Source organism: Pseudomonas marginalis, from assembly GCF_008692035.1.
In the GTDB taxonomy this organism is placed as follows: Bacteria; Pseudomonadota; Gammaproteobacteria; order Pseudomonadales; family Pseudomonadaceae; genus Aquipseudomonas; species Aquipseudomonas marginalis.
This window is the reverse complement of record NZ_VTFG01000001.1, coordinates 1,513,008-1,532,818: the sequence shown is the minus strand read 5'-3', so window position 1 is coordinate 1,532,818 and position 19,811 is coordinate 1,513,008. Positions and strand designations below refer to the sequence as shown.

The 19,811-nt window shown below is 60.3% G+C and carries 17 protein-coding genes; 11 read left to right on the top strand and 6 right to left on the bottom strand.

What is annotated here, in order from left to right; all coding sequences use genetic code 11:
• Positions 1 to 49 precede the first annotated feature (49 nt).
• A complete protein-coding gene (locus FX984_RS06830; RefSeq protein WP_027606333.1) occupies positions 50 to 496 on the bottom strand; it encodes an NUDIX hydrolase in 447 nt (148 codons plus the stop codon).
• Positions 497 to 685: 189 nt separating this feature from the next.
• On the opposite strand from FX984_RS06830, the gene FX984_RS06825 reads away from it, so the two are divergent.
• Positions 686 to 1,582 (top strand): DMT family transporter, encoded by an 897-nt coding sequence (locus FX984_RS06825; RefSeq protein ID WP_092357614.1) that lies wholly within the window; start codon positions 686 to 688, stop codon positions 1,580 to 1,582.
• A 72-nt stretch (positions 1,583 to 1,654) separates the two neighbouring features.
• Complete coding sequence (locus FX984_RS06820; protein WP_027606335.1) at positions 1,655 to 2,527, top strand: LysR family transcriptional regulator; 873 nt, start codon at positions 1,655 to 1,657, stop codon at positions 2,525 to 2,527.
• A gap of 57 nt (positions 2,528 to 2,584) precedes the next feature.
• On the opposite strand, the gene FX984_RS06815 is transcribed toward FX984_RS06820, so the two are convergent.
• On the bottom strand, positions 2,585 to 4,810 hold the full coding sequence (locus FX984_RS06815) for an NADP-dependent isocitrate dehydrogenase (RefSeq protein WP_146477137.1): 2,226 nt from the start codon (positions 4,808 to 4,810) through the stop codon (positions 2,585 to 2,587).
• A gap of 493 nt (positions 4,811 to 5,303) precedes the next feature.
• On the opposite strand from FX984_RS06815, the gene icd reads away from it, so the two are divergent.
• Positions 5,304 to 6,560 carry an NADP-dependent isocitrate dehydrogenase gene (gene icd, locus FX984_RS06810; RefSeq protein WP_027606337.1) on the top strand — a complete coding sequence of 419 codons (1,257 nt, stop codon included), beginning with the start codon at positions 5,304 to 5,306 and terminating at the stop codon, positions 6,558 to 6,560.
• An 80-nt stretch (positions 6,561 to 6,640) separates the two neighbouring features.
• On the opposite strand, the gene cspD is transcribed toward icd, so the two are convergent.
• Positions 6,641 to 6,916 (bottom strand): cold shock domain-containing protein CspD, encoded by a 276-nt coding sequence (cspD, locus tag FX984_RS06805; RefSeq protein WP_146477139.1) that lies wholly within the window; start codon positions 6,914 to 6,916, stop codon positions 6,641 to 6,643.
• Between the two features lie 225 nt (positions 6,917 to 7,141).
• Between cspD and clpS the strand changes: the two genes are divergently transcribed.
• Together clpS and clpA are read left to right on the top strand one after the other, a co-directional pair.
• Positions 7,142 to 7,510, top strand: a complete 369-nt coding sequence (gene clpS / locus FX984_RS06800; protein WP_010567912.1) for an ATP-dependent Clp protease adapter ClpS — start codon at positions 7,142 to 7,144, stop codon at positions 7,508 to 7,510.
• Between the two features lie 29 nt (positions 7,511 to 7,539).
• Positions 7,540 to 9,810, top strand: coding sequence for an ATP-dependent Clp protease ATP-binding subunit ClpA (gene clpA / locus FX984_RS06795; protein ID WP_027606339.1), 2,271 nt, complete (start codon positions 7,540 to 7,542; stop codon positions 9,808 to 9,810).
• Between the two features lie 163 nt (positions 9,811 to 9,973).
• Here clpA and infA read toward each other — a convergent pair whose 3' ends face one another.
• From infA to aat, 3 genes are all read right to left on the bottom strand, one after another.
• Positions 9,974 to 10,192 (bottom strand): translation initiation factor IF-1, encoded by a 219-nt coding sequence (gene infA, locus FX984_RS06790; RefSeq protein WP_002553999.1) that lies wholly within the window; start codon positions 10,190 to 10,192, stop codon positions 9,974 to 9,976.
• Between the two features lie 100 nt (positions 10,193 to 10,292).
• A complete protein-coding gene (locus tag FX984_RS06785) occupies positions 10,293 to 11,000 on the bottom strand; it encodes an arginyltransferase (protein ID WP_027606340.1) in 708 nt (235 codons plus the stop codon).
• Positions 11,001 to 11,055: 55 nt separating this feature from the next.
• Positions 11,056 to 11,736: a leucyl/phenylalanyl-tRNA--protein transferase gene (gene aat, locus FX984_RS06780; protein WP_027606341.1), complete on the bottom strand. Its 681-nt coding sequence runs from the start codon at positions 11,734 to 11,736 to the stop codon at positions 11,056 to 11,058.
• A 498-nt stretch (positions 11,737 to 12,234) separates the two neighbouring features.
• On the opposite strand from aat, the gene FX984_RS06770 reads away from it, so the two are divergent.
• From FX984_RS06770 to cysG, 6 genes are read left to right on the top strand one after another with little or no spacing between them, the layout of a single operon-like run.
• Positions 12,235 to 14,643 (top strand): DNA translocase FtsK, encoded by a 2,409-nt coding sequence (locus tag FX984_RS06770; protein ID WP_027606342.1) that lies wholly within the window; start codon positions 12,235 to 12,237, stop codon positions 14,641 to 14,643.
• Between the two features lie 54 nt (positions 14,644 to 14,697).
• On the top strand, positions 14,698 to 15,321 hold the full coding sequence (lolA, locus tag FX984_RS06765) for an outer membrane lipoprotein periplasmic chaperone LolA (protein WP_027606343.1): 624 nt from the start codon (positions 14,698 to 14,700) through the stop codon (positions 15,319 to 15,321).
• A gap of 27 nt (positions 15,322 to 15,348) precedes the next feature.
• On the top strand, positions 15,349 to 16,671 hold the full coding sequence (locus FX984_RS06760) for a replication-associated recombination protein A (protein ID WP_027606344.1): 1,323 nt from the start codon (positions 15,349 to 15,351) through the stop codon (positions 16,669 to 16,671).
• Positions 16,671 to 17,045, top strand: a complete 375-nt coding sequence (crcB, locus tag FX984_RS06755; protein ID WP_027606345.1) for a fluoride efflux transporter CrcB — start codon at positions 16,671 to 16,673, stop codon at positions 17,043 to 17,045. Before FX984_RS06760 ends, crcB begins: the two co-directional genes overlap by 1 nt.
• Positions 17,046 to 17,061: 16 nt before the next feature.
• The gene (gene serS, locus FX984_RS06750) at positions 17,062 to 18,342 is read left to right on the top strand and encodes a serine--tRNA ligase (protein ID WP_027606346.1); all 1,281 of its coding nucleotides are present in this window, start codon (positions 17,062 to 17,064) and stop codon (positions 18,340 to 18,342) included.
• The gene (cysG, locus tag FX984_RS06745; protein ID WP_027606347.1) at positions 18,343 to 19,737 is read left to right on the top strand and encodes a siroheme synthase CysG; all 1,395 of its coding nucleotides are present in this window, start codon (positions 18,343 to 18,345) and stop codon (positions 19,735 to 19,737) included.
• The last annotated feature ends 74 nt before the right edge of the window (positions 19,738 to 19,811 follow it).

Sequence of the window (19,811 nt, the reverse complement as noted above, 5' to 3'; positions counted from 1 at the left end):
CGGGTGTCTTGAAAAAGGACGCGATTCTAACAGGCCTGGGCCCGCAAGGCTAAAGAGAAGGGCGGATCAATTCCAGGCTGTGACGCTGACCGGCCAGGTAATCATCGATACAGCGGATGATCAGCTCGCTGCGCCAGTCGTCGCGCACGGCCATCAGCTCGTCACGGCTCAACCAGCGGGCGCGCAGGATGCCTTCGTCCAGTTGATAGTCCGGGTGGTGTTTCAGTGCCTTGGCAATAAAGCAGACGCGTTGATAGGTAACCCCGTTGCTGGGTGCGGTGTACAGGTAGATGCCGACGATACCCGTGGCTTCCACGTCCCAGCCGGTTTCTTCGAGGGTCTCGCGCACGGCGGCCTCGGTCAGGGTTTCATGCGGGTCGAGATGGCCGGCGGGCTGGTTGAGCACGGCGCGGCCGCCCTTGAGCTCTTCGACCATCAGGAATTTGCCGTTGTCTTCGACGATGGTGGCGACGGTGATGTGGGGTTGCCAGGTCATGGGATGCCTCTCGATTCTGAATGCAGCGCAGTCTTGGAGCAGGATTACAGCAGTGTGGGAGGGGGCAATCCCCCTCCCACAAGGATGATGCATAAGCAATCTGCATGATGCGCCTGACATTTTATGATTTTACCGATTTCAGCGCCTGGCGCAGCTTATCTCTCCAGAACCCTCAGTTTGGAGAGTGTAATGAACCCGATTGCCGATAAAAGCTACGAAGTACGCCTTACATCGCCACTGCCCATTGCCTTCATCCTGCTGTGGAGTTCCGGCTACATCGGCGGTGCGTTCGGTGTGCGTTATGGCGAGCCCTTCACCATGACGTTCTATCGGTTTGCCCTGGCTGCCCTGGTGTTCCTGGGCGTTGCACTCGCCATCAAGGCGCAATGGCCGAAACGACTTGCACCCTACTTCCATGCTGCGACAGTGGGGCTTCTGTTGCAGGCCCTGCAGTTCGGCGGCCTTTACACCGGCATCAGCCACGGCGTTCCCGCAGGGCAGGCGGCATTGATCGTCGGGCTGATGCCGGTGTTCGTGGTGATCGGTGCCTATTTCTGCCTGGGTGAACAATTGAGTTGGCGCGACCTGCCGGGTTCGATCCTCGGCGTTGGCGGCGTGGCCATCGTCGTGGCCAGCAGCTTTTTTGGCTCCGAGGCGTCAGTGGGTGGTTACGGCGCGGTGGGCCTGGCGCTATTGGGTATCACGCTTGGCACGCTCTACCAGAAGCGCTTTCTTGGCGGGGTGAATCTATGGGTGGGGTGTTTCATTCAGATGGTCACCGCGTCGTTGGTCATGCTGCTGCTGGCATACACCACCGAAACCATGCAGGTCACCGAGTGGGTTCCATTCGCAGCGTCGGTGGCCTGGATCACGCTGATGAACTCCGTGGGTGCGCTGACGCTGCTGTATTTGATGATTCGACGCGGGGAGGCGAGTAAGGCGACGAACTTGTTTCATGTGATTCCGGCGGTCACGCAGATCATGGCGTCGTTGGTGTTGGGTGAGGTGCCGAGTGGGGTGGCGATTGTAGGGTTTGTTGTTTCAGGGGCAGGGGTTTATTGGATGAATCATGTGCGCGCCAAGTAGGTAGTCTTGACAGGTATAGCGGGCGCCTTGCACTAATGGCGGGGAATAATTACTCACTCCCATGGGTGTGGCATGAGAGTCAATCTTGATATTCAGTCGCTGCGCAGTTTCCTCAAGGTCGCAGAGCTGGGCAGTTTCACCCGGGCCGCGCAAGCGTTGAGCCTGACCCAGCCGGCAATCAGCCAGCAAATTCGACGACTTGAGGATTTGCTGGGTGTCGAGCTTTTTGCGCGCGACAATCGGCAGGTGTTGCTCACCCTCGAAGGAGAGCGCTTGACCGGCTATGCCCAGCAAATGGTCAGCGTCAACGACAAAGTGGGGAGCCTGTTTGATGCCAGTCGCACTCAAGAGTCCGTGACGCTGGGTATTCCCGAATATTTCAGCGAGGAAATCCTGCAGCGCATTATTCCTGCTCTGGCGCTTGAATTACCTTCAGTGCGAATTGTGGTCAAGGTCGCGCGTTCCCTGTTGCTCGCAGAGGCGTTCAGTGAGGGACGAATCGATATTGGCCTGATGATTGATGAGTTGCCAAAAGTCGCTGGCGTGCCTTTGCATGCACTTTCGTTGATGTGGCTGGGTGGCGAGTGTGCGGCAGCCCCCATGGAAGGGCAGGAAGTTTCGCTGGCGCTGTTCAAGGCGCCCTGCGTGTTCAGGAGCCTGGCGATTCGGCGTTTGGAGGAGAGTGGCATCAGGTGGCGCTGCGTGTATGAGTCTGAAGACTTGATGTCGCTGCGTTCAGCGGTCCAGGCGGGAGTCGGTGTGACGCTTTTACCCTGGTTTGCCCAAGTGCCGGGCTTGAAAAACGTCGAAGCGCTCGCGCATTTGCCTGCGCTGCCGGGGTTTGGGGTTGAACTCAAGCAGAGGCCGGGCTGGGAACCTTGGTACAAACCGCAGTTCCTGGCGATTATCGAGGCCGCATGGCGCGAGGAATACGGTGTTGCATAAACCCTGAAAACACAAACCCCGGCACGTGGCCGGGGTTTGTGATGCATCCCTACAACCTTACTTCAACTTGGCAATCGCCGCATTGAGGGTGTTGCTTGGGCGCATGGCCTTGCTGGTCAGCTCCGGGTTCGGCGCGTAGTAGCCGCCGATGTCCACTGGCTTGCCCTGTACGGCATTGAGCTCGGCAACGATGGTTGCTTCGTTCGCGGCCAGGGTCTTGGCCAGTTCGCCGAATTGGCCTTGCAGTGCCGTGTCTTCGGTCTGGGCGGCCAGGGCCTGGGCCCAGTACAGCGCCAGGTAGAAGTGGCTGCCGCGGTTGTCGATGTTGCCGACTTTGCGCGATGGCGACTTGTTGTTGTCGAGGAACTGGCCGGTGGCCTGGTCCAGGGTCTTGGACAGTACCAGGGCTTTCGGGTTGTTGTACGTCACACCCAAATGCTCGAGGGAAGCGGCCAGGGCCAGGAACTCGCCCAGGGAGTCCCAACGCAGGAAGTTTTCTTCCAGCAGTTGCTGTACGTGCTTCGGTGCCGAGCCGCCGGCGCCGGTTTCGAACAGGCCACCGCCATTCATCAGCGGTACGATGGACAGCATCTTGGCGCTGGTGCCCAGTTCCATGATCGGGAACAGGTCGGTCAGGTAGTCACGCAGCACGTTGCCGGTCACCGAGATGGTGTCCAGGCCCTTGCGGGTACGTTCCAGGGTAAACTTCATCGCGTCGACCGGTGACATGATGCGGATGTCCAGGCCTTCGGTGTTGTGGTCTTTCAGGTAGGCCTGGACTTTCTCGACCACGACGCCGTCGTGCGCGCGCTGGGGGTCCAGCCAGAAGATGGCCGGGGTGTTGCTGGCGCGGGCACGGTTGACGGCCAGCTTGACCCAATCCTGGATCGGCGCGTCTTGGGTCTGGCACATGCGGAAGATGTCGCCGGCCTCGACTTTCTGTTCCATCAGCAGGTTGCCCTTGCTGTCGGTCACGCGGACGACGCCGTCAGCCTTGACCTGGAAGGTCTTGTCGTGGGAGCCGTACTCTTCGGCTTTTTTCGCCATCAGGCCAACGTTCGGCACGCTGCCCATGGTGGTAGGGTCGAAGGCGCCGTTGGCCTTGCACTCTTCGATCACCGCCTGGTAGATGGTGGCGTAGCAGCGATCCGGGATCACGGCCTTGGTGTCGTGCAGCTGGCCGTCGGTGCCCCACATCTTGCCGGAGTCACGGATCATGGCCGGCATCGAGGCGTCGACGATGACGTCGCTCGGCACGTGCAGGTTGGTAATGCCTTTGTCGGAGTTGACCATCGCCAGGGAAGGACGAGCGGCGTAGACCGCCTGGATGTCAGCTTCGATCTGGGCTTGTTGCTCGGCCGGCAGGGCCTTGATGCGGGCGTACAGGTCGCCGATGCCGTTGTTCAGGTTGAAGCCGATCTGTGCCAGCACGTCTGCGTGCTTGGCCAGGGCGTCTTTATAGAACTCGGCAACGATCTGGCCGAACATGATCGGGTCGGAGACCTTCATCATGGTGGCTTTCAGGTGGACCGACAGCAGCACGCCTTGTTTCTTGGCATCTTCGATTTCAGCGGCGATGAAGCTGCGCAGGGCGTTCTTGCTCAGTACCGCGCTGTCGATGATTTCGCCGGCCTTGACGGTGGTCTTTTCTTTCAGGACGGTGGTGGTGCCGTCCTGGGCGACCAGCTCGATCTTGACCGCGTCAGCGGCTTCGATCTGCACGGCTTTTTCGCTGCCGTAGAAGTCGCCGTTGCTCATGTGGGCAACGTGGGACTTGGAGTCCGCAGCCCAGGCGCCCATCTTGTGCGGGTGCTTGCGAGCGTAGTTCTTGACCGACAGCGGCGCGCGGCGGTCGGAGTTGCCTTCGCGCAGTACCGGGTTCACGGCGCTGCCCTTGACCTTGTCGTAACGTGCACGGGTTTCTTTTTCCGCGTCGGTGGTTACGGTTTCCGGGTAGTCCGGCAGGGCATAGCCCTGGGCCTGCAGTTCCTTGATCGCGGCTTGCAGTTGCGGGGTCGAGGCACTGATGTTCGGCAGCTTGATGATGTTGGCTTCAGGGGTAACGGCCAGGTCGCCCAGTTCGGCGAGGTGGTCCGGTACGGCCTTGGTGCCCAGTTGCTCGGGGAAGCTTGCGAGGATGCGCCCTGCGAGGGAGATGTCGCGGGTTTCCACGGCAATATCAGCGGAAGCGGTGAAGGCCTCTACGATAGGCAGCAGTGAATAGGTGGCGAGGGCTGGGGCTTCGTCGGTGAAGGTGTAGATGATCTTCGAGCGGGTGGGCATATTCGGATTAACTCTCTTCTTTGCTGAAAGCGTGCGCAGAAACTCGAGATGCGCCGGGTGGAGCGCGTTCGTTCAAAGTCATCCATGAGCGAAAGGTCGAGGTTTCTTCGCGGTGATGTTGGGTTGCATCAGTCGAGCGTCAAGCGGGTGGACTATTGTATTAGTCCTGCTTTGTAGCGGAGGGCCCTGTTCCAGAGCGGTCTGCCATCGTGACTCTTTGGTCAGCGGCGGCATTATACATAGGTCGCTATGCTTACGCCGAGCCTTCATACAAAAGGTGTGTCGTCCATTGGTCTAAAGGTCGCAGGTACCGGGTTACGCCTAAAGTCGCACGAAGTGCTCAAGATTGGCGCTTTTCCCTTTGCTTTCAGGCTTGTAGGCGACAATTTATGCTGTTTTCGATGCAAATGAGCATGGCGCGAGGTTTCAGTCGCCATTTATCTGGAGTAGGCTCGAACGCAGCCAGATGTTCAATCCATAGATGGAGTTCAGCATGGGATACAAGAAGATTCAGGTTCCGGCAGTCGGCGACAAAATCACCGTCAACGCAGACCATTCTCTCAATGTTCCTGACCAACCGATCATCCCGTATATCGAAGGTGACGGTATTGGCGTCGACATCAGCCCGGTGATGATCAAGGTGGTCGACGCAGCTGTTGAAAAGGCCTACGGCGGCAAGCGCAAGATCTCGTGGATGGAGGTGTACGCCGGCGAGAAAGCGACCCAGGTCTACGACCAGGACACCTGGCTGCCCCAGGAAACCCTGGATGCGGTCAAGGATTACGTGGTGTCCATCAAGGGCCCGCTGACCACTCCGGTAGGGGGTGGCATTCGTTCGCTGAACGTGGCCCTGCGCCAGCAACTCGACCTCTACGTCTGCCTGCGCCCGGTGCGCTGGTTCGAAGGTGTGCCCAGCCCGGTCAAGAAACCAGGCGACGTGGACATGACCATCTTCCGCGAAAACTCCGAAGACATTTACGCCGGGATCGAGTGGAAGGCCGGCTCGCCGGAAGCGACCAAGGTCATCAAGTTCCTCAAGGAGGAAATGGGCGTCACCAAGATTCGTTTCGACCAGGATTGCGGCATTGGGATCAAGCCGGTATCGCTGGAAGGCACCAAGCGCCTGGCGCGCAAGGCCCTGCAATATGTAGTGGATAACGACCGCGACTCGCTGACCATCGTGCACAAAGGCAACATCATGAAGTTCACCGAAGGGGCCTTCAAGGAATGGGCCTACGAAGTGGCGGCTGAAGAATTCGGTGCGACCCTGCTGGATGGCGGCCCGTGGATGCAGTTCAAGAACCCGAAGACCGGCAAGAATGTAGTGGTCAAGGATGCCATCGCCGATGCCATGCTCCAGCAGATCCTGTTGCGTCCGGCCGAGTATGACGTGATCGCGACCCTCAACCTGAACGGCGACTACCTGTCCGACGCCCTGGCGGCAGAGGTGGGCGGTATCGGGATTGCGCCGGGTGCCAACCTGTCCGACACCGTGGCCATGTTCGAGGCGACCCACGGTACTGCGCCCAAGTATGCGGGCAAGGACCAGGTCAACCCGGGCTCATTGATCCTGTCGGCGGAAATGATGCTGCGTCATATGGGTTGGACCGAGGCAGCAGACCTGATCATCAAGGGTACCAATGGTGCTATTTCGGCCAAGACGGTGACCTATGACTTCGAGCGCCTGATGGATGGCGCGAAGCTGGTGTCGTCGTCGGGCTTTGGGGATGCGTTGATTTCGCATATGTAAAAGAGAGCGAATAAAAACGGCCACCCCAACTTGATTGGGGTGGCCGTTTTTTTATCGAAAACTACACACTCTGTGGCTGATCAGGCCAATTGCTTCTTCTTATGAATGGGCAGTGGTGCGGTGTTTTCCAATGTTTCAGCTTTCACTACATCAATGTTCACAGCATGCAGCCCTTTGGGCCCTTGAATGATTTCAAACGTTACCGCTTGGCCCGCTTTCAGCGTTTTGTACCCGTCCATGGTGATCGCTGAGTAATGAGCAAAAAGGTCCTCGCTTTTACCTTCTTCAAGAACAAAGCCATATCCTTTGGCGTTGTTGAACCACTTGACCTTGCCATTGATCTTGACGCCAGACATACCCATTTCCCTCTGCACCAGACTCCATCACTGGAGTATCATCCAGTTTATCCGTCCTAACCCGAATAAATAAGGTTGACTGCGCGGACCTTTTTTACCCACTGTGGGTTCTATTGGTTGTAACACCGATTTGCCGATAGTCAAGGCGACCGGGTGGTCAGGAGTTGAAATTCTGACAGGTCGCCCCCACCACTGTATTTGAACCACTGACGAACCTTTCTTTCCATGCATGCAATCAGCCAGATTCGACTAACATTCAATCAGGATCGACCGGATCACGAACACGATGACGACGGTTCTGCAGGCATTGCTGTTCAGGAGGCCAAGCCTGCTTTACAGGCGCCGCCGATGTACAAGGTGGTTTTGTTCAACGATGACTACACACCGATGGATTTCGTGGTCGAAGTGCTCGAGGTGTTTTTTAACCTGAACCGCGAGTTGGCGACCAAGGTAATGCTGGCCGTTCACACAGAAGGACGGGCAGTATGTGGAGTGTTTACCCGTGACATCGCCGAGACAAAGGCCATGCAGGTCAACCAGTACGCCAGGGAAAGCCAGCATCCGCTACTCTGTGAAATCGAGAAGGACGGTTAACGCCGACCACTTGGGTATGAGGTGAAGCTATGTTAAACCGCGAGCTCGAAGTCACCCTCAATCTTGCCTTCAAGGAGGCTCGTTCGAAGCGTCATGAATTCATGACCGTCGAACACCTGCTGCTGGCACTTTTGGATAACGAAGCTGCCGCCACGGTTCTGCGTGCGTGCGGCGCCAATCTCGACAAGCTCAAGCATGACCTGCAGGAGTTTATCGACTCCACCACGCCACTGATCCCCGTGCATGACGAGGACCGCGAGACCCAGCCAACCCTGGGCTTCCAGCGGGTATTGCAGCGTGCTGTTTTCCACGTACAGAGCTCCGGTAAGCGTGAAGTCACAGGCGCCAATGTGCTTGTGGCGATCTTCAGCGAACAGGAAAGCCAGGCAGTGTTCCTGCTCAAGCAGCAGAGCGTTGCCCGTATCGATGTCGTCAACTACATCGCCCACGGTATCTCCAAGGTGCCTGGGCACGGCGATCATTCCGAGGGTGAGCAGGATATGCAGGACGACGAGGGCGGTGAGTCTTCTTCTTCAAGCAACCCGCTGGATGCCTATGCCAGCAACCTCAACGAGCTGGCGCGCCAGGGGCGGATCGACCCGCTGGTGGGGCGTGAGCTTGAGGTGGAGCGCGTAGCGCAGATCCTGGCGCGCCGTCGCAAGAACAACCCGTTGCTGGTGGGTGAGGCGGGCGTGGGCAAGACCGCGATTGCCGAAGGCCTGGCCAAGCGCATCGTCGACAACCAGGTGCCGGACCTGCTGGCCAACAGTGTCGTCTACTCCCTTGACCTGGGCGCGTTGCTCGCCGGGACCAAGTACCGTGGCGATTTCGAGAAGCGCTTCAAGGCTCTGCTCGGCGAGCTGAAAAAACGCCCGCAGGCGATCCTGTTCATCGACGAGATCCACACCATCATTGGTGCGGGTGCGGCATCCGGTGGGGTGATGGATGCTTCCAACCTGCTCAAGCCGTTGTTGTCGTCGGGTGATATCCGCTGCATCGGTTCGACCACCTTCCAGGAATTCCGCGGCATCTTCGAGAAAGACCGTGCCCTGGCGCGTCGCTTCCAGAAAGTCGACGTGTCCGAGCCGTCGGTCGAAGACACCATCGGCATCCTGCGCGGGCTCAAGGGGCGGTTTGAAGCGCACCACGGCATCGAGTACACCGATGAGGCGTTGCGTGCGGCCGCTGAGCTGGCGTCGCGCTACATCAATGACCGGCATATGCCGGACAAGGCCATCGATGTGATCGACGAGGCCGGGGCCTACCAGCGCCTGCAGCCGGTCGAGAAGCGTGTTAAGCGCATCGACGTGCCTCAGGTCGAGGACATTGTCGCGAAGATCGCGCGGATTCCACCAAAACACGTCAACAGTTCTGACAAGGAGCTGCTGCGTAACCTGGAGCGCGACCTCAAGCTCACCGTGTTCGGCCAGGACGCAGCGATCGACGCGCTGTCCACTGCGATCAAGCTGTCGCGTGCGGGCCTCAAGTCGCCGGACAAGCCTGTCGGTTCGTTCCTGTTCGCGGGTCCTACCGGTGTCGGCAAGACCGAGGCGGCGCGGCAATTGGCCAAGGCCATGGGGATCGAGCTGGTGCGCTTCGACATGTCCGAATACATGGAGCGTCACACCGTGTCGCGCCTGATCGGTGCGCCTCCGGGCTATGTCGGTTTCGACCAGGGCGGTCTGTTGACCGAAGCGATTACCAAGCAGCCCCATTGCGTACTGCTGCTCGATGAAATCGAGAAGGCTCACCCGGAAGTCTTCAACCTGCTGCTGCAGGTAATGGACCACGGGACCCTGACCGACAACAACGGGCGCAAGGCGGACTTCCGCAATGTCATCCTGATCATGACCACCAACGCCGGTGCCGAGACGGCCGCGCGGGCTTCGATCGGCTTTACCCACCAGGATCACTCGTCCGATGCGATGGAAGTGATCAAGAAGAGCTTCACGCCGGAGTTCCGCAACCGCCTGGACACCATTATCCAGTTTGGTCGCCTCAGCCATGAGGTCATCAAGAGTGTGGTGGACAAGTTCCTTACCGAGCTTCAGGCGCAGTTGGAAGACAAGCGCGTGCAACTGGATGTCACGGAAGCGGCGCGCAGCTGGATCGCCGAAGGTGGCTACGACGCGGCAATGGGCGCTCGCCCGATGGCGCGCCTGATCCAGGACAAGATCAAGCGGCCGCTGGCCGAAGAGATCCTGTTTGGCGAGCTTTCCGACCATGGTGGCGTGGTGCATATCGACCTGAAGGATGGCGAGCTGACCTTCGAGTTCGAAACCACGGCTGAAATGGCCTGATCGTTCTGTAACAACGCAAAAGGCGCCGAAAGGCGCCTTTTTGCTGTCTTGAAATGCAATTCTCAGAATGGGGCTTGCCCCCTCCCGCAGGATCCCTCGGTGTTTGAGAAATCCCATGCACACAAAAACGCCCGGCATAACCGGGCGTCTTGTATTGACTTGCTTAGCGAGCGCGGTAAGTGATACGCCCTTTGCTCAAGTCATAGGGCGTCAGCTCGACGCGCACTTTGTCACCGGTAAGAATACGAATGTAGTTCTTGCGCATCTTGCCGGAGATATGCGCGGTTACGACGTGCCCATTTTCCAACTCCACACGAAACATGGTGTTGGGCAGGGTGTCGACGACAGTGCCTTCCATTTCGAAGCTGTCTTCTTTCGACATGCAGTAAAGCCCTCGGTATCCAGTGAATGGCCCGGTGCAACTGCGCCAGGCAAAAGCGGCGTGCATTGTGCCCGAAAAAGGGTGTTTAAGCCAAGGGGTTCTAGTTAAGCGTGACCCATCTTTGATTAATCAGCAGTTCTATGGGGCGATATTGGGTCTTGTAATTCATCTTTTTGCAGTTCTTGATCCAGTATCCGAGGTACACCGCCTCGAGTTCCAGGCGCAGTGCTTCACCGATTTGCCAGAGAATCGCGAAACGCCCGAGGCTGCGTCGCTCTTCGGCCGGCTCGTAGAAGGTGTAGACCGCTGACAGGCCGTTAGGCAGCAAATCGGTCACGGCGACGGCCACCAGGCGGCCGTCCGCGCGAAATTCGTAAAAGCGCGAGAACGGCAGGTCGCGCACCAGGAAGGTGGAAAACTGGTCTCGGCTCGGTGGGAACATATCGCCGTCGGCGTGGCGCTGCTCGATATAGCGCTGGTACAGGTCGAAATACTCTTCGGTGAATCGCGGCTTGGCAGCTGCCACCGTCAGGTCGGCATTGCGCTTGAGGATGCGCTTCTGATTGCGGTCCGGCAGAAACTGCGCCACGGGGATGCGTGCCGGCACGCAGGCATTGCAGTTCTGGCAGTGGGGCCGGTACAGATGATCGCCGCTGCGTCGAAAACCCATTTCCGAGAGATCGGCATACACGTGCACATCCATTGGCTGGCTGGGGTCGAGGAACAGCGTGGTGGCCTGCTCGTCGGGCAGATAGCTGCAAGAGTGGGGTTGAGTGGCATAAAACTTCAAGCGCGCCAACTCGGTCATGATCAACCCTCGGATAAGCTTTGAAATAAGTGTAAGCCAGGTGTGCGGATGTCGCCTAAGAAACCCATGGCCCTGCGTTGGGTTGGTCCAGATGGTTGCGCAGGAAACCTGCAAAGTCGCTGCGGGATATGGCGCGGGCACCCAGGCTGTGCAGGTGGTCGTTGGGCATCTGGCAGTCGATCAGTACAAAGCCCCAGGCCTGCAATTGCCGGGTCAATGTGGCAAAGCCGAATTTCGAGGCGTTGTCGGCACGGCTGAACATCGACTCGCCGAAGAACAGCTGGCCCATCGCCAGGCCATACAGGCCGCCTACCAGCTCGCCGTTGTCCCATACCTCCACCGAATGGGCGTAACCGCGCTGGTGCAGCGTCAGGTAGGCGCTCTGTATGCCTTCGGTGATCCAGGTGCCATCGGCATACGCACGCGGCGCGGCGCACGCCTGGATGACGGCGGCAAAGTCCTGGTCGAAGGTCACGGTATAGCGCTGCTGGCGCAATAGTTTGCCCAGGCTGCGGGAGACGTGCAGCTCGTCGGGGAATATCACGGTGCGCGGGTCCGGCGACCACCAGAGGATCGGCTGGCCCTCCGAGAACCAGGGAAAGCAACCGTGGCGGTAGGCTTGCACCAGTCGTTCGGCCGACAGGTCGCCGCCGGCGGCGAGCAGGCCATTGGGTTCGCGCATGGCCTTGGCCAGCGGGGGGAATGTCAGTGAGTCGCGTTGTAACCAGGTCAGCATGGCATCCAGGCTTGCGGAAGGGGAGGGGAGTGGCAGGCGGATCGCGTGCCCCAAGGGGTGTGATTATTGTCGACGCAGCGCTGTGGGGCCAGCCCGAATCGGCTGTTGGCGTGCATAAGCGTGAGCGGGTGTTTCTGCAACTCTCTGCGTGAGGCGTGGTCGTAATCGGGTCTGGCCCATGCAGGCCATTTGCCAAGCTTGCCTGGATTGGTAAAAACAGCTCATAAGCCTTTGTCAGCAAAGACAATGCATGCTCAAATTGAACATGTTGTGACACACAATTGGCTATGCTGCCTGAAGAAAGCCAAGTGGCGTGGCAACCGCAACACAAACCCGTACAATGCGGCCATTGTGGCGTTATCGCCATTTCATCCAGCAATCGCCCAGTGTTAAAAGTAGATTCCACGACGTTCGTTCATTTTTCAACTGCTCGGATTGGGCAGTATTTGCACTTATTCAACAGATGGACGCGCTAACAGGCGCAGGAAAAGACCCGTTTTGAAGAAATCCGCCGCAACACCTAAAGCAGCCGTCGTGCCGGCCTGGCGCCAGCACCTGCACTATCGACTCAAGGAAGGCGCGCTGATCGCTATCGGCGCGCTGTGCCTGTTCTTGATGATGGCCTTGCTCACCTATGGCAAGGACGATCCGGGCTGGAGCCACAACAGCAAGATCGAAGACGTGCAGAACTTCGGTGGGCCTGCCGGTTCCTACAGCGCCGATATCCTGTTCATGGTGCTGGGTTACTTCGCCTATATCTTCCCGTTGTTGCTGGCGATCAAGACCTGGCAGATCTTCCGCCAGCGTCATGAGCCGTGGCAGTGGAGCGGCTGGCTGTTTTCGTGGCGCCTGATCGGCCTGGTATTCCTGGTGCTGTCCGGTGCCGCGCTGGCGCATATTCATTTTCACGCACCCACCGGCCTGCCGGCGGGTGCGGGTGGGGCGCTGGGCGAGAGCCTCGGCGACCTGGCGCGCAAGACCCTGAATATCCAGGGCAGCACCCTGATGTTTATCGCGCTGTTCCTGTTTGGCCTCACCGTGTTCACCGACCTGTCGTGGTTCAAGGTGATGGACGTGACGGGCAAGATCACCCTCGACCTGCTGGAGCTGTTCCAGGGCGCTGCCAACCGCTGGTGGGCCGCCCGGGTCGAACGCAAGCGCATGGTGGCCCAGTTGCGCGAGGTGGATACCCGCGTCAACGAAGTGGTGGCCCCAAGCACACCGGACCGCCGTGAGCAGGCCAAGGTCAAGGAACGCCTGATCGAACGCGAGCAGGCCCTGAGCAAGCACATGTCGGACCGCGAGAAGCAGGTACCGCCGGTGATCGCCCCGGCGCCGCCCAAGCCGGCCGAGCCGAGCCACCGCGTGCAGAAAGAGAAACAGGCGCCGTTGTTTGTCGACAGCGCCGTGGAAGGCACCTTGCCGCCGATCTCGATCCTCGACCCGGCCGAAAAGAAACAGCTCAACTATTCCCCTGAGTCCCTGGCGGCCGTCGGCCATCTGCTGGAAATCAAGCTCAAGGAGTTCGGCGTCGAGGTGTCGGTGGACTCGATCCATCCCGGCCCGGTGATTACCCGTTACGAAATCCAGCCGGCTGCCGGCGTCAAGGTCAGCCGCATTTCCAACCTGGCCAAGGACCTGGCGCGCTCCCTGGCCGTGACCAGCGTGCGCGTGGTGGAAGTGATCCCGGGCAAGACCACCGTGGGTATCGAGATTCCCAACGAGGACCGCCAGATCGTGCGTTTCTCCGAAGTGCTGTCGACGCCCGAATACGACAACTTCAAATCGCCGGTCACCCTGGCCCTGGGCCACGACATCGGCGGCAAGCCGGTGATCACCGATCTCGCCAAAATGCCTCACCTGCTGGTGGCCGGTACCACCGGTTCGGGTAAATCGGTGGGCGTGAACGCGATGATCCTGTCGATCCTGTTCAAGTCCGGCCCGGAAGACGCCAAGCTGATCATGATCGACCCGAAGATGCTCGAACTGTCGATCTACGAAGGCATTCCGCACCTGCTCTGCCCGGTGGTCACCGACATGAAGGACGCCGCCAACGCCCTGCGCTGGAGCGTGGCCGAGATGGAGCGCCGCTACAAACTGATGGCGAAGATGGGCGTACGTAACCTGTCGGGCTTCAACGCCAAGGTCAAGGAAGCCCAGGACGCCGGCACGCCGCTGACCGACCCGCTGTACAAGCGCGAAAGTATCCACGACGAGGCTCCGCTGCTGGGCAAGCTGCCGACCATCGTGGTGGTGGTCGACGAGTTCGCCGACATGATGATGATCGTCGGCAAGAAGGTCGAAGAACTGATCGCCCGTATCGCCCAGAAGGCGCGGGCGGCGGGTATTCACTTGATCCTTGCCACCCAGCGTCCGTCGGTGGACGTGATCACCGGCCTGATCAAGGCCAACATCCCGACCCGCATGGCGTTCCAGGTGTCGAGCAAGATCGACTCACGGACCATCATCGACCAGGGCGGTGCCGAGCAACTGCTGGGCCACGGCGACATGCTCTATATGCCGCCCGGCACCAGCCTGCCGATCCGGGTCCACGGCGCCTTCGTCTCCGACGATGAAGTGCACCGCGTGGTGGAAGCCTGGAAGCTGCGTGGCGCACCCGAATACAACGACGACATCCTTGCCGGTGTCGAAGAGGCCGGCAGCGGCTTCGACGGCGGCAGCAGCGGTGGCGACGACGATGCCGAAACCGACGCGCTGTATGACGAAGCCGTGGCCTTCGTGCTGGAAAGCCGCCGCGCCTCGATTTCTGCGGTGCAGCGCAAGCTGAAGATCGGCTATAACCGCGCTGCGCGCATGATCGAAGCCATGGAAAACGCTGGCGTCGTCACTGCCATGAACACCAACGGCTCGCGCGAAGTCATCGCCCCCGGGCAGATGCGCGACTGATTCCGTGCCGCGTGGCAGCACGCGGCGCGCCCTTACGACTCAATGAGGACTCCCATGCGTCTTATCCGCATGCTGTTGTTGCCGGTACTGGCCCTGACCGCTGTTTCGGCCCACGCTGACCCGGCCTCCGTCGCCAGCCTGAAAAACCTGTTGGACAAATCCCAGACCCTGACTGCGCGCTTCTCCCAGCTCACCCTGGATGCCGGTGGCACCCAGTTGCAGGAAACCGCCGGCGAGATGGCCGTGCAGCGCCCAGGGCTGTTCTACTGGCACACCGAAGGCAAGGCCGAGCAGACCATTGTCTCGGACGGCCAGAAAGTCACCCTGTGGGACCCGGACCTGGAGCAGGCCACCATCAAGAAGCTCGACCCGCGCCTGAACCAGACGCCGGCGCTGCTGCTCTCGGGCGACGTGTCGAAAATCAACGACAGCTTCGACATCACCTCCAAGCAGACCAGCAACGTGATCGAGTTCACCCTCAAGCCGAAATCCAAGGACACGCTGTTTGACACGCTGTCCCTGTCGTTCGGCAACGGCGTGATCAACAACATGCGCCTGGTCGACAGCGTCGGCCAGCGCACCGATATCCTGTTCTCCGGGGTCAAGGCCAACCAGCCGGTACCGGCGTCCAAGTTCAAGTTCGACATCCCCAAGGGTGCCGACGTGATCCAGGAATAAACTGCCCAGAGGTTTCAAACGCTGCCCATGGATCTGTTTCGAAGTGACCCGATTGCCCAGCCTTTGGCCGCGCGCCTGCGCTCGACCAACCTGGATGAGTACGTCGGTCAGGAACACCTGCTCGCTCGCGGCAAGCCGTTGCGCGAAGCCCTGGAGCAGGGTGCGCTGCACTCGATGATTTTCTGGGGGCCGCCGGGCGTGGGTAAGACCACCCTGGCGCGGCTGCTGGCAAAAGTCTCGGATGCACACTTCGAAACGGTCTCGGCCGTGCTGGCCGGGGTCAAGGAGATCCGCCAGGCTGTCGAGGTGGCCAAGCAGCAGGCCGGGCAGTACGGCAAGCGCACCATCCTGTTTGTCGACGAAGTGCATCGCTTCAACAAGTCTCAGCAGGATGCGTTTTTGCCCTACGTCGAGGATGGCACGCTGATTTTTATCGGTGCCACCACCGAAAACCCTTCGTTTGAATTGAACAATGCGTTGCTCTCGCGGGCGCGGGTCTATGTGCTCAAGAGCCTCGACGAAGCCGCGATGCAGAAGCTGTTGCACCGTGCCTTGAGCGAAGACAAGGGCCTGGGCAAGCGTCAGCTGAGCCTCAGCGACGAAGGCTTCAAGATCCTGCTCAGCGCTGCCGACGGCGACGGTCGCCGCTTTCTCAACCTGCTGGAGAACGCCTCCGACCTCGCCGAAGACGGCAGCGAGATTGGCGTCGACCTGTTGCAAAGCCTGCTCGGCGATACGCGTCGACGTTTCGACAAGGGCGGCGAAGCTTTCTACGACCAGATTTCGGCGCTGCACAAATCCGTGCGCGGCTCCAACCCGGACGGCGCGCTGTATTGGTTTGCGCGCATGATCGACGGCGGCTGCGACCCACTGTACCTGGCGCGCCGCGTGGTGCGCATGGCCAGTGAAGACATCGGCAACGCCGACCCGCGTGCCTTGAGCCTATGCCTGGCGGCCTGGGAAGTGCAGGAGCGCCTCGGCAGCCCGGAAGGCGAGCTGGCGGTGGCCCAGGCCATCACGTACCTGGCCTGCGCACCGAAAAGCAACGCGGTGTACATGGGCTTCAAGTCCGCCCTGCGTGCGGCCGCCGAACACGGCTCCCTCGAAGTGCCGCTGCACCTGCGCAATGCGCCGACCAAGTTGATGAAACAACTGGGCTACGGTGATGAATACCGCTATGCCCATGATGAGCCGGACGCCTATGCCGCCGGCGAAGACTATTTCCCCGATGAGCTTGAGCCGCAGCCGTTCTACCAGCCGGTGCCCCGCGGCCTGGAGCTGAAGATCGGTGAAAAGCTCAATCACCTCGCCCAACTCGACCGCCTCAGCCCCAAACAGCGGAGAAAGTAGTGTTCAAGACGATTCTTGCCGTGTCCGCAGCCGGCATCGCTGGTACATTATTGCGTTTCGCCACCGGTACTTGGGTGAGCGCCAATTGGCCGAAGCATTTTTATGCGGCGACCCTGGCGGTCAACCTGGTGGGTTGCCTGATCATCGGGTTGTTGTACGGCTGGTTCCTGTTGCGCCCGGAAGTACCGATTGAAATTCGCGCCGGCTTGATTGTCGGCTTTGTAGGCGGTCTGACGACCTTTTCATCCTTTTCACTGGATACGCTGCGCCTGCTGGAAAGCGGGCAGGCCCTGGTCGCCTTCGGGTACCTGGGCATCAGCGTGTTCGGCGGGCTGCTCGCCACCTGGGCCGGCCTGTCCTTGACCAAACTTTGATAAACGAGAGACCGACATGCTCGATTCCAAACTGTTACGTAGCAACCTTCAGGACGTAGCGGACCGCCTGGCATCCCGTGGCTTTGCCTTGGATGTTGCGCGCATCGAAGCGCTGGAAGAACAGCGCAAGACCGTCCAGACCCGCACCGAAGCACTGCAGGCTGAGCGGAATGCGCGTTCCAAATCCATCGGTCAGGCCAAGCAACGTGGCGAAGACATCGCGCCGTTGATGGCGGACGTCGAGCGCATGGGCACCGAGCTGTCCGACGGCAAGGTCGAGCTGGAAGGCATTCAGTCCGAGCTGGATTCGATCCTGCTGGGCATCCCCAACCTGCCGCACGAGTCCGTGCCGATTGGCGACGACGAAGACGGCAACGTCGAAGTGCGCCGCTGGGGCACGCCAACGGCCTTTGATTTCGAGATCAAGGACCACGTCGCCCTGGGCGAATTGACCGGTGGCCTGGATTTCGAAACCGCCGCCAAGATGTCCGGTGCGCGCTTTGCCTTGCTGCGCGGCCCGATCGCACGCATGCACCGTGCCCTGGCGCAGTTCATGATCAACCTGCACACCGGCGAGCACGGTTACGAAGAGGCTTACACTCCGTACCTGGTGCAGGCGCCGGCGCTGATGGGCACCAGCCAGCTGCCGAAGTTCGAGGAAGACCTGTTCAAGATCAGCCGCGATGGCGAAGCCGATCTGTACCTGATCCCGACCGCCGAAGTGTCGCTGACCAATATCGTTGCCGGCGAGATCCTCGATGCCAAGCAACTGCCGCTCAAGTTCGTCGCCCACAGCCCGTGCTTCCGCAGTGAAGCCGGTGCGTCGGGGCGTGACACCCGCGGCATGATCCGCCAGCACCAGTTCGACAAGGTCGAGATGGTGCAAGTGGTCGAGCCGTCGACCTCCATGGACGCCCTGGAAGGCCTGACCGCCAACGCCGAACGTGTCCTGCAGCTGCTGGAGCTGCCGTACCGCGTCCTGGCGCTGTGCACCGGCGACATGGGCTTCAGCGCCGTGAAGACCTACGACCTCGAGGTGTGGGTACCCAGCCAGGACAAATACCGCGAGATTTCGTCGTGCTCCAACTGCGGTGATTTCCAGGCCCGGCGCATGCAGGCGCGTTTCCGTAACCCGGAAACCGGCAAGCCGGAGCTGGTGCACACCCTCAACGGTTCGGGCCTGGCTGTAGGTCGAACCCTGGTGGCGGTGTTGGAAAACTACCAGCAGGCTGACGGTTCGATCCGCGTACCTGAAGTGCTCAAGCCTTACATGGCGGGCGTCGAGGTCATCCGCTAAATGGAATTCCTGCCGCTGTTTCATAACCTGCGCGGCAGTCGTGTGCTGGTCGTCGGTGGGGGGGAGATTGCCTTGCGCAAATCCCGCCTGCTGGCTGACGCCGGCGCCGTGCTGCGGGTGGTTGCTCCCCAGATCGAAGACCAGTTGCGCGAGTTGGTGCAGGGCAGTGGCGGGGAAATGATTCTGCGCGGTTATCAGGAGGCCGACCTGGAAGGCTGCACCCTGATCATCGCGGCGACCGACGACGAGCCACTGAACGCGCAAGTGTCCAGTGACGCCAAGCGTCGTTGCGTACCGGTCAATGTGGTTGACGCGCCGGCCTTGTGCAGCGTGATCTTCCCGGCGATTGTCGACCGTTCGCCCTTGGTGATCGCGGTGTCCAGCGGCGGGGATGCGCCGGTGCTGGCGCGCTTGATCCGGGCCAAGCTGGAAACCTGGATTCCGTCCACCTACGGCCAGTTGGCCGGGCTGGCGGCGCGCTTTCGTGCCCAGGTCAAAGGCTTGTACCCGGATGTGCAGCAGCGTCGGGCGTTCTGGGAAGAAGTGTTCCAAGGGCCGATTGCCGACCGTCAGTTGGCCGGGCAGGGCGATGAGGCTGAGCGTCTGTTGATCGAAAAAGTCAACGGCGCACCGCCTTATGCGCCGGGCGAGGTGTACCTGGTCGGTGCCGGCCCGGGCGACCCGGACCTGCTGACCTTCCGTGCCCTGCGCCTGATGCAGCAAGCCGACGTGGTGCTGTACGACCGTTTGGTGGCGCCGGCGATTCTGGAGCTGTGCCGTCGTGATGCCGAGCGCATCTACGTCGGCAAGCGCCGCGCCGACCACGCCGTGCCGCAAGACCAGATCAACCAGCAACTGGTGGACTTGGCCAAGCAAGGCAAGCGCGTGCTGCGCCTCAAGGGGGGCGATCCGTTCATCTTTGGTCGTGGCGGTGAAGAAATCGAGGAACTGGCGGCCCATGGCATCCCGTTCCAGGTGGTGCCGGGGATCACCGCAGCCAGTGGTTGCGCGGCGTACGCCGGGATTCCGCTGACCCATCGCGACTACGCACAGTCGGTACGCTTTATCACCGGGCACTTGAAGAATGGGACGTCGGACCTGCCTTGGAGTGACCTGGTAGGGCCGTCGCAGACCCTGGTGTTCTACATGGGCTTGATTGGCTTGCCGATCATCTGTGAGCAACTGATCAAGCATGGGCGTGCCGCGGATACCCCGGCGGCGTTGATCCAGCAGGGCACCACGTCCAACCAGCGCGTGTTTACCGGCACCCTGGCAGACTTGCCGCGCATGGTGGCGGAGCATGAAGTGCATGCGCCGACGCTGGTGATCGTCGGTGAGGTGGTGGTGCTGCGCGAGAAGCTGAAGTGGTTTGAAGGCGCCCAGTCACAAGTCTGAGCACTTGCACACACACATCAACTGTAGGAGCGAGCTTGCTCGCGAAAATCGTCAGCGATAACGCGCCCATCCTG